Source organism: Dysgonomonas sp. PH5-45 (assembly GCF_029893235.1).
Classification (GTDB): Bacteria; Bacteroidota; Bacteroidia; order Bacteroidales; family Dysgonomonadaceae; genus UBA1309.
Genome location: NZ_JARXWE010000023.1, coordinates 40,224 through 49,122 on the forward strand (window position 1 = coordinate 40,224; position 8,899 = coordinate 49,122).

Sequence of the window (8,899 nt, forward strand, 5' to 3'; positions counted from 1 at the left end):
GTATTATGATTCTATGTCTAAGACAATTAAAGATAGAATTGCTAACTTAGCTAATAAACCAACAAAAAAACTGAAAGAAATATACAATATTTATTACTATATAGGCTTCTTTGAAGAATGGATTGAATATGATCTTAAAACAATTTTGATAGGTAGACCAGATGTTTTGTACGAGAAAAGTATTTCAATTACTCCATTTATACGATCATGGAAAGATTTAAGAATATGTATCGAGTATGTATTTAATTATGAATACTTATGCGATAAAGTAGACTCTAGATATGATGCTTATGATTTAGCTCAAAGTTTAGGGATTAATACTTGCCCATATTGTAATAGGAATTATACGAGCACAATAATAACTAAAGATAAAGAAAAGTTTTGCCGACCTGCATTTGACCATTATTTTGCCAAAACTAACCATCCGCTATTAGCTATATCTTTTTATAATCTAATCCCCTCTTGTACAACATGTAATTCAGGAAGAAAGGGCGATGTCGATGTGAGGTTAGAGACTCACTTGCATCCATATGTTGATAATTTGGTTGACAATATAGTATTTTCCTATAAATATTCAACTCACACTGTATCGGGATTAGAAGTGAAAATCAAATCTTTGTCAGAAAAAGAGGAGAATACATTAAAACTTTTTGGAATCAAAGAAATATACGATACTCATACCAATGAACTACAAGATATGATAAGAATGAGATATTATTTTACAGATAACTATTTAAATATCTTAAAATCAAATTTATTAGCAGGTATTTATATGTCAAAAAAAGAACTTTATAGGTTAGCTTTTGGTACGGAATTACTCTCTGAAGATTTTATAAACAAGCCTCTCAGCAAGTTTAAAAGAGATATATTAAAGGAATTAGGAATAATAGATTGAAATACTATGGAAGTATCATTTTACCTACGCAAAGAGCTACTAAATAAGAACGGGCTAGCACCAATACGTATGCACATTACATTCAACGGGCAACTGATAAAGAAATCTATCAAAGGCGTAAACACAAAACCCGACCAATGGAAAGATAAACGAATGCGTATTCGTGCCAATTATAAGACCGAAGAATATAACTTTCATGTTGAGTACAATCAAATATTAGATGACCTAGAAGAACGTATTCGAGATATAGAACGCTATGCTTTACTCAATAAGGTAGAATTGACCAAAGAATTTATCTTAGATAAATTAGAACAGAAACAGAAAATCAATATCGAACATGATTTCTTTGATACTTTTAATGAATATATCGAATCTCAAAAACCTATATCTGCAAAAAACACAACAAAAGGCAGGATTACTGTAAGAAATTTCCTAAAAGACTTTTCTAGTTACACAGGAAAGCAACTGTTGTTAGATAACATTGACATATCCTTTTTTGAAGAGTTCAGAAAATACTCTTATGAACAAAAAAATATAAATAATAACTATTTTTCAAAAATTATTTCCATTCTCAAAACGTTCATGACATGGGCGTCCGATAGAGAATATCACAACAACCATAAATATTTAAAATTCAATGCACCTGAAGAGGAAATTGAAGTCATTTGTCTTACTCCTGATGAATTATTAATGCTATATAATTTTGAATTTGAATCAGACCGATTGGATAAGACTAGGGATTTATACTGTTTTGGATGTTTTACAGGGTTAAGATTTTCTGATCTACGAAATTTAGCGAAGTCTAGCCTTTACAAAGATTACTTAAAAGGGAATATTATAAAAACAAAAAATAAAGACCATTTTGTCCCTCTTAATAAATACAGTATTGCAATTTTAGATAAATATAAGAATACACCATTTCAACCGATTCCGATAATTTCTTCACAAAATGCAAATAAATATATCAAAGAATGTTGTAAAATTGTGGGGATAGATACAATAACAACTATAACTCGCTATAAAGGAAGTGTTCGACAAGATGAAACGCGTCCCAAGTATGGCTTCATCACAATGCACACAGGAAGAAAAACATTTGCTACGGTTTCTCTAATCCTTGGAATGGGGGAACGGTTTGTAAAAAGCATTACAGGACACAAACGAGACTCTTCATTTAGGCGTTATGTGAAATTTTCGCAACAAGATATTCAAAAACAAATGGAAAACACTTGGGATAAGTTATGAGCCAGTATTTGTTACAGCCAATCATAGAAGAATACCTATCGGAGTTAAAAAGTAAAATAGAGTATGTATTTTATGCCAAAGCATTAAGTTCTTTAGTGAAAGATAGATTGAGAATTGAGGCCAATCTTAAAGAGGCATCTATTGATATAGAAAAGGAAATATACAAAAGCCTAATAGCAGAAGTCAACATACTTATTTCAAGATATTGGAATCTTCAATTCAACTTATTAAATGGAAGAACAAATTATGACGTGGTAGATGCTTTAGGTGCATTGATGATTTTAGACATTAAGCAAGCTAAGAATGTTTTATATCATGCCTCGATTTATTCAAATAATTCAAGGCAAATAAGTTTTCAGACGCTACTGGATGATTTAATGATTATCCATAATAAAAAAGTTGTTATTCCATGTTTAAACAAAAGACTCCAAAATGGAAATTTTGAAATCTCTTTTATAGAAAAAGAAACAATAGAAAAAGACTTACATGAAACTCATTTCAAAGGACATGACTATACACCTGAATATACCCTAAAACACGGAACGATTAATAATTATTACGAAATAGGAAAAAGGTTACTGCGTTTTCTCAAGCATTTCGATTGGGGTATTACTAAAAAAGACTTACTAATTCTCTACATAACCCTGACTCAAATATCTAAAGAAAAAACAACTCCATTAGAAATAGATTTAGTAAGAGATAGAATCAATGGTATATTTTTAACGAACAAAGGCTCCAATCGGAAGTTTTGTGTTTTATTGGCCTTGTCAAGAAACTACATTACTTCAATGATTGATTTACAAAAATCATTATCCGAATACTTTACTCAAGGCACAGGATTATCAAGTTCCACATTAAGGACATATTTAAGTGACGGATTTTCTCTAAAAGATAATATAGAAAAATATGAGGATGAAGTAAAATATATCTGCAAAATTTAAATGCTCATTTTCAGCAGATTAATAAACAGATTAAAGATTTTACATGCCTGTACATTTCTTCTTTTCATACGTTTGCCATCAAATCACTAAAATTGAATAAAAATGGCAAAAACAAATTTCAAACAACTTAAAGCGGTTGAAAATATACAGCTTAACACAGATGGTTCAATTATAATAAAATTGAATCAAGAGAATGCACCTCAAGAAATTCAGCACAAAAAAGAAGTCCAATTCGAGAATGACAGAATATCTCAATTGGATGCAGCGAATTTATTCCGAGTTACAGTTCAGACAATAATAAATTGGTCAAAGAAAGGAATAATTAACAAATATAAACTTGGAAACCGTGTATTCTATCTTAGGTCAGAATTATTAGAAGCAGCAAAATCAAGCTATAATCTTTCTCAAAATCAAAAAGCATAAGGTTATCCGACCTTATGCTTCTTATTTTATTACCTTATTGTATAACAGGTATCTTTTGTAATTGAACAAAACAAAGGTACGCAAATAATTTGTATATGAACAAAAATCCATATATAAGAATAGGCACATCTTATAATAAGACAGTATTCAAGCCAACAGTAGATGGAGAGTTAAACGAATGCCTTGTTCCATGGAATTATGAAACAATTATTCGAGATTTAAAGGAGCAGCAAATAGATATTACAAATTTCATGAAAGAAATACCCAAGTACGACGGTATGGTTTGTATTCCAAACCACATAAATTATAAAAAAGTGTACGGAACTTTCTATAATACGTACTCTCCGTTGGAATACACACCCCAAAAAGGAGATATTACGTATACCTTGAAATTTTTGAAGCATATTTTTGACTTCCAATTAGAAATAGCCTTAGATTATTTGAAATTAATATATGAACAACCAACCCAAATATTACCAATTCTTTGTTTGGTATCAAAAAAAAGGCATACAGGCAAGACAACATTTCTTAAATGGCTAAAAGCAATCTATTCTTCAAACATGAGCTTTCTGGATAATCAGAATATTGGGAGTCGGTTTAACAGCGATTGGATGGGGAAGCTTATTGTCGGAGTAGAGGAAGCTGCTATACAAGACGACAGTTTGATTGAGATTCTGAAAAATATATCGACCGCAGATAAATATAATAGCGAAGCAAAGGGGAAAGACCGAGTAGAGGTTGATATGTTCTTAAAAATAATATTGTGTAGTAACCGTGAGACTGATTTACTCAAACTGGATAATGACGAAATAAGATTTTGGGTAGTTAAAGTCCCTGTTATCCAAGAGGAAAATTTGGATGTGGACATTTTGTCCAAATTAAAGGCCGAGATTCCTGCTTTTCTTCACTTCCTTTTGCATAGGGATATGTATGTACCACAGGCTTTAAGCCGAATGTGGTTCAATCCAAGTCAGTTAGAAACGAAAGCACTTCGCAAAATGAGAATAGCAAGCCGTAATAAATTGGAAATAGAGCTGGCTACTGCCTTATACACAGCCATAGAAGATTTAGAACTGAATGAGATTCTCCTTACGGCTAACGATGCTTTATATATTATTGGAAAACCGAAGTCGTATCTAATTGAAATACGCCGGATTTTGAAGAATAACTGGCAGTTAGAACCACAAAGTAACTCAAATTCTTATAAGAGGCTACTTGTAAATGATTTTGGTTATCATCTTCAAGAAGGAGCAAAAGGACGATATTTTACAGTAACAAAGCTTTTCCTATATTCTAATTTTGATGAATTGATGAATTAAGTATATAGAAACCCGAATATCAATAGAGTAGGTTTTCATCAAAACATCATCAAACTGTCATCAAAATTATAAATGATGATGAAACATTTCATCGGGAAATCAAATTTGATGAAATGATGACAAGTTGATGAGCATGTAACTATTTAATAAATAGTAGTACTAAGGGGTGTCTTCATCAAATCATCAAATTTTTGAGCTAATCGCTCTCCTTAGGTAAAGGATAAGTAAAAAGGTCATTAACAAAAGGGAGAAAAGCATAGCATATATTCTTTCCCTTTTGTCAAAAAAAGTAGATAGGTTTGATAATCTAAATATGCCGTCTCCTAAGCGTTGCAAGATGTGTTTTTGTACGTACAAAACATCTTGTCCGACTGACATCGAGATGAAAAATAATACTATTTTTTAGGATCGCAACTATGAGAAAGAAAGAGATAAAAAACAAAACTAAAAGAATTGAGTTTCGTTGTACAGAGGAAGAATTTAATGTAATTAAGGCAAAGGCAAAAGAGGCGAGTTTTAATAAAATTTCTGACTTCGTGCGGGAAAGAACGATGAATGATAGTAAAATTGTTTTGGATGCTACTAATTTTGTGGAGAGTCTTATAAATTGGCATAAAGAGGCGGGAAGAGTGGGTAATAACTTAAATCAGATCGCAAAAGCTATTAATGCCGATGTGAAAGGGAAAGGTTATATTCAAGATGCTAATGCAAAGGCTATGGTTGCCTGTATGGGCGAATATGCAGCGATGAATCAGACTATAGACCACAGTCTAAAGAAATTACTCCGTCATGCGAGCAAGAAAAAGAAAAAATAATAATGTTAAAATGAATTATGACTATATTTGTATGTCAAAAGGAAATAACATTATTACAATGAACTACAAGCAATTACTCGGAAAGTTAAAACAAAAATATCAAGCCCGCGAAGTTTCAGCTTTAGTGGGGGCTGGCTTTTCAAAAAATATCGCAAAGGAATATCCTTCTTGGCAACAATTATTATATGATATGGTTGTTTGGTTGTATAACTATGAAATCGAACAATCCTACATAAATCATCTTCACATAAGGCGTGATCGCAAAGCCATAATAGATAAAATATCTTTTGAAAAAGATATTGTTAAAAAAATTATTGATAGAGAAGGATATTTAAATATAGTATCTCAATATATAAAGAAAAAAGGTTATAGAGAGGCAATTGAAATTTATATTGAGGAAAGAATCCCTTCTATTCGTCACGATAAAAGAGACTTATATTTTCAAAAAGAACACAAATCTATCCCTTTAAATCCTGAAGGAATAGAATTGTTTAATATTTTTTTAGACGGTTTTTGGGAGAATATATTTACTACTAATTACGATCATCTTTTAGAATATATTAGTCGATTGAATAACAAGCAATGGAAAAATATTATTACAAATGACTATGAATTAACTTCAGGGAACAATAAATCTATCATTAAAATTCACGGACATCTTAGAACAAATGAGGATTGTTTGTTTGGCTTTGATAATGACTTTGGCATCAGATATATTATTTCAAAAGAAGATTACGATGTATATCCAAATAAACATGAAGCCTTTACTCAATTAATGCGTATTTCATTATTAAAAGGAATATTCTGTCTTTTTGGATTTTCTGGAGATGACCCTAATTTTTTAGCATGGATAAGATGGGTTCGAGATATAATTGTTAAAAATCCAAACGAAAGAATACAGAACACGGATGATTTTAAAATCTTCTTATTATCATTGGATGAAAATGCTCCAACAGAAGACAAGTTGCAATTCTATAAAAATCATAGAATTATTATTATTCCACTAAAAAGTAAAGAAGTCAAAGAGATTCTTAAAATTCCTCTTGATGAAACAAATCCTGTCGTATTATTCAAATGTTTCTTTAATTACTTGTATTCTACGGAAAATAGAAAAAACATTTTGATTGAAAAGGAGTCATACTCTTCTTTATGGACAGCTGTAGCAAAAACAGAATACTCTAAAACTGTTAAAAACGGATTCGACCACCATACCAGCATAGACAAGTCAATTTTGAATAATTTAATAGAAGCAAAACCTTATAATAGATTTGTCAAAAGCACTTTTAGACAAGAAGATATTTTGTTAGACCTAAATGTGGAAAATTCTCTAACAATAGATAAAGCAAAGCTTGCTATATTGGCATTTAAAGATACTTTATATCTTCCAGAATGGCATCCTAATATTGATGAAAATATTTCTAAGTTTTTAGATGATTCCGAGGAATGGAATGTGAGATATTTGGAACTAAAAGAAAGAGAGAAATCTCTCATGATAAAAGATCCTTCAAAAAAACAAGAAGTATCTTTTTCTTATTACGAAAATGTATTACGAGCTGCATTTACATTAAACTTCAAAGAACTTAAATCGTTATTAGATAAATGGAATCCCAATAATGAAGAGGCGCAGAAAAAAGCAGGATTCTACTCTGTTTTTGATAACGACAAATCAATCTTTGTACTAAATGAATATATAGAAAAAGAAATTGATAAAAAAGAAAGAAATTACGCACAACAACAGTTAGATTATTTAACTGGGCAGCGTATTTCTCCCGACAAATCAGACAATATTATAGATTATCGAGATCTAATATTAAAGGGACTTTCTAAAAACGAATCGATAAAGCCTTATGGAAGCACATCCAGTCAAGATAATAGCGAACAACAATTTTACAAAACATCATTTAAGGCAATGCAATTTCTGATTGAAACAGGATGGCAAAACTCAAGAAATGGGCTGACATTTATCAATGCGGAAACATTTTATGTAATATCTAGGAATTTGTTTAAGGACTATCCTTATCCAATATTGTATTATATACTTCAATATGATGGTTATAAAGATATTTTAAAAAGGATAGGTCAGGATTTTGCTTATTCTAATTTTATGCAAGAAGAAAATGTTGAAATTCTAGAAATGTTATTTTTAGCATATCTGTCAAGTAATACCCCTAATGCATATAAAAGAAGTATTTTGTGGATTGCTTCTGAACTATTAATATCTGTTTCTCCTTCTAAGTGGAGAAAATATTTCATACAAATATGGACGGAAAATGTATTAGATATTTGGGAAAATATTAGGAGAAAAGACTCCCTTGATTCTTTTATAAAGAATGGGTTGCCTTATCTTGATTTTAAAAATTCAAAGCAAGTTATTATTGACTGTATAGAAAATAAAAACAGAAAGCCAGACACAAGTATTAAATATTTATACTACAACTATGATTCTCTGAAAAGAAATTTATCAAAATTGAAAAAAGATGCAGAGTTAAAAGGCGTAGTTGACTCTTTTATTGATACTATTAGCGATGGGGCCGATTTTGTTATTGCGGGAAATATCTTTAATTTATTAACAAAAGAGCAATTGAAAAAAGTTGCGCAAAAGATTGAAATAATTGATACTCAAATAAAACTAAAACCATTCAATTTAAAATCCATGTCTTTCTTTGCAAAATTAGATTCACGAATATGCAAAGTTTACAAAAAAATTATTTTAAATAGTCCATACTTGTGGGATAATGGATTGAACAGTGACGAATCTGCTTCACCACCTGATTTTATCGAAATAAATAAAATCAGTTACAATATAAAATGGGATAAATCAGAATTATTGAAAATATATAACTCTCTATGTAATAGATATACAAAATTAAAAAATAGCAAATTCCTTAATGATAGAGATGACACATTTTTCTCCAATATGTATGTTTCATTACTTGAAGAAATGCTTTTTTTTCTTATTAAAAACAAGAATCTTTTAGAAACACAAAAAGACTATCCTCAAATAATGACAGAAATTAATCAGGATTATATAAATAAAAGGGGTTTTGTTATAATAGATGATGCCTTAATCTCGGATAGCTACGGAGTTATAAAAAACGGCACTGATTTATTGATTCGTGAGATAGAGCTATGGGGTTGGAAAAACTATTCAGCATCATTCAATTTATTAATTAATGCGAATCAGTAGTTGAAACAATTCGCTGATTTGTTTAGTTAAATTATTTATTATCAATGAAATAAGCGCGTTGAATATTTGCTCAATCT

7 protein-coding genes are annotated in these 8,899 nt (G+C 30.2%); all 7 read left to right on the top strand.

All coding sequences use genetic code 11. The annotated features are described in order from the left end of the window. Positions 1-13: 13 nt before the first annotated feature. The 7 genes from M2132_RS09050 (at position 14) to M2132_RS09080 (ending at position 8,822) form a co-directional block, all read left to right on the top strand. Positions 14-895, top strand: coding sequence for a hypothetical protein (locus M2132_RS09050; RefSeq protein ID WP_280673015.1), 882 nt, complete (start codon positions 14-16; stop codon positions 893-895). 6 nt (positions 896-901) lie between these two features. Next, positions 902-2,137 carry a phage integrase SAM-like domain-containing protein gene (locus M2132_RS09055; protein WP_280673014.1) on the top strand — a complete coding sequence of 412 codons (1,236 nt, stop codon included), beginning with the start codon at positions 902-904 and terminating at the stop codon, positions 2,135-2,137. Then, positions 2,134-3,078 carry a hypothetical protein gene (locus M2132_RS09060; RefSeq protein WP_280673013.1) on the top strand — a complete coding sequence of 315 codons (945 nt, stop codon included), beginning with the start codon at positions 2,134-2,136 and terminating at the stop codon, positions 3,076-3,078. The genes M2132_RS09055 and M2132_RS09060 overlap by 4 nt, the downstream gene beginning before the upstream one ends. A gap of 102 nt (positions 3,079-3,180) precedes the next feature. After that, positions 3,181-3,501 (top strand): helix-turn-helix domain-containing protein, encoded by a 321-nt coding sequence (locus M2132_RS09065; protein ID WP_280673012.1) that lies wholly within the window; start codon positions 3,181-3,183, stop codon positions 3,499-3,501. Between the two features lie 95 nt (positions 3,502-3,596). After that, positions 3,597-4,820 (top strand): primase-helicase family protein, encoded by a 1,224-nt coding sequence (locus tag M2132_RS09070; protein ID WP_280673011.1) that lies wholly within the window; start codon positions 3,597-3,599, stop codon positions 4,818-4,820. Positions 4,821-5,236: 416 nt separating this feature from the next. Further along, positions 5,237-5,635 carry a plasmid mobilization protein gene (locus M2132_RS09075; protein ID WP_280673010.1) on the top strand — a complete coding sequence of 133 codons (399 nt, stop codon included), beginning with the start codon at positions 5,237-5,239 and terminating at the stop codon, positions 5,633-5,635. Continuing rightward, the gene (locus M2132_RS09080) at positions 5,610-8,822 is read left to right on the top strand and encodes an SIR2 family protein (protein ID WP_280698269.1); all 3,213 of its coding nucleotides are present in this window, start codon (positions 5,610-5,612) and stop codon (positions 8,820-8,822) included. The genes M2132_RS09075 and M2132_RS09080 overlap by 26 nt, the downstream gene beginning before the upstream one ends. The last annotated feature ends 77 nt before the right edge of the window (positions 8,823-8,899 follow it).